General features: G+C 42.1%; 1 protein-coding gene. It reads right to left on the reverse strand.

Annotation, left to right across the window (positions count from 1 at the left end; all coding sequences use genetic code 11):
- On the reverse strand, window positions 1–271 hold a 271-nt coding region (locus SB749_RS19540), incomplete at both ends, for a hypothetical protein (RefSeq protein WP_410711769.1).

Here is a 271-nt window from a genome sequence, read left to right on the forward strand (position 1 = left end):
GTAGGAAACTCATGAGCAGGTAGTAGCTCAATTTTTTCTACTTTTTCGTCTGAGCGCTGAGTTTCAACATCAAATAAACGGATGGTATCAAGCTCATCATCAAAAAAGTAGAGCCTAAATGGATGCTTACTCCCCATGGGGTATAAATCAACAATTGAGCCGCGTATAGCGTACTCGCCATGCTCCATGACTTGTTGCACATGTAAGTAACCCGCTTGCTCTAAATTGTCCCGCAGGGCATGAGTATCTAATCTGTCACCTACTTTAAAAT

Origin of the sequence: Brevibacterium sp. SIMBA_078 (assembly GCF_046534565.1) — a bacterium.
GTDB lineage: Bacteria > Actinomycetota > Actinomycetes > Actinomycetales > Brevibacteriaceae > Brevibacterium.